The sequence below is a fragment of the Ochrobactrum sp. SFR4 genome (assembly GCF_019730395.1).
Taxonomy (GTDB): domain Bacteria; phylum Pseudomonadota; class Alphaproteobacteria; order Rhizobiales; family Rhizobiaceae; genus Pseudochrobactrum.
On record NZ_JAAPBB010000935.1, the window covers coordinates 1 to 261 of the forward strand.

At 54.0% G+C, this 261-nt stretch carries 1 protein-coding gene; it reads right to left on the reverse strand.

The features are described 5' to 3' along the window. A partial coding sequence (locus HBA93_RS21825) for an ABC transporter permease subunit (RefSeq protein ID WP_221724644.1) occupies positions 1-261 on the reverse strand: 261 nt, incomplete at both ends.

Below are 261 nucleotides of genomic sequence, written 5' to 3' on the forward strand. Positions count from 1 at the left end.
TGAAGATCAACAATGGTGCGATTTCTGTCGAATAGGGCCGGTTACCAGCGATAAAAATCACTGAGCCATATTCCCCGACAGCACGGGCAAAGGCCAGTGAAAAACCGGTCAGGATAGCCGGTTGCAAGCCCGGTAACAGCACACGAAATACCGTCTGAAAGCGGCTGGCTCCCAGCGTTGCCGCCGCCTCTTCCTGCTCACGACTGATTTCCTCAATCACCGGCTGAATGGTACGCACCACAAAAGGCAGGCCGATAAAGA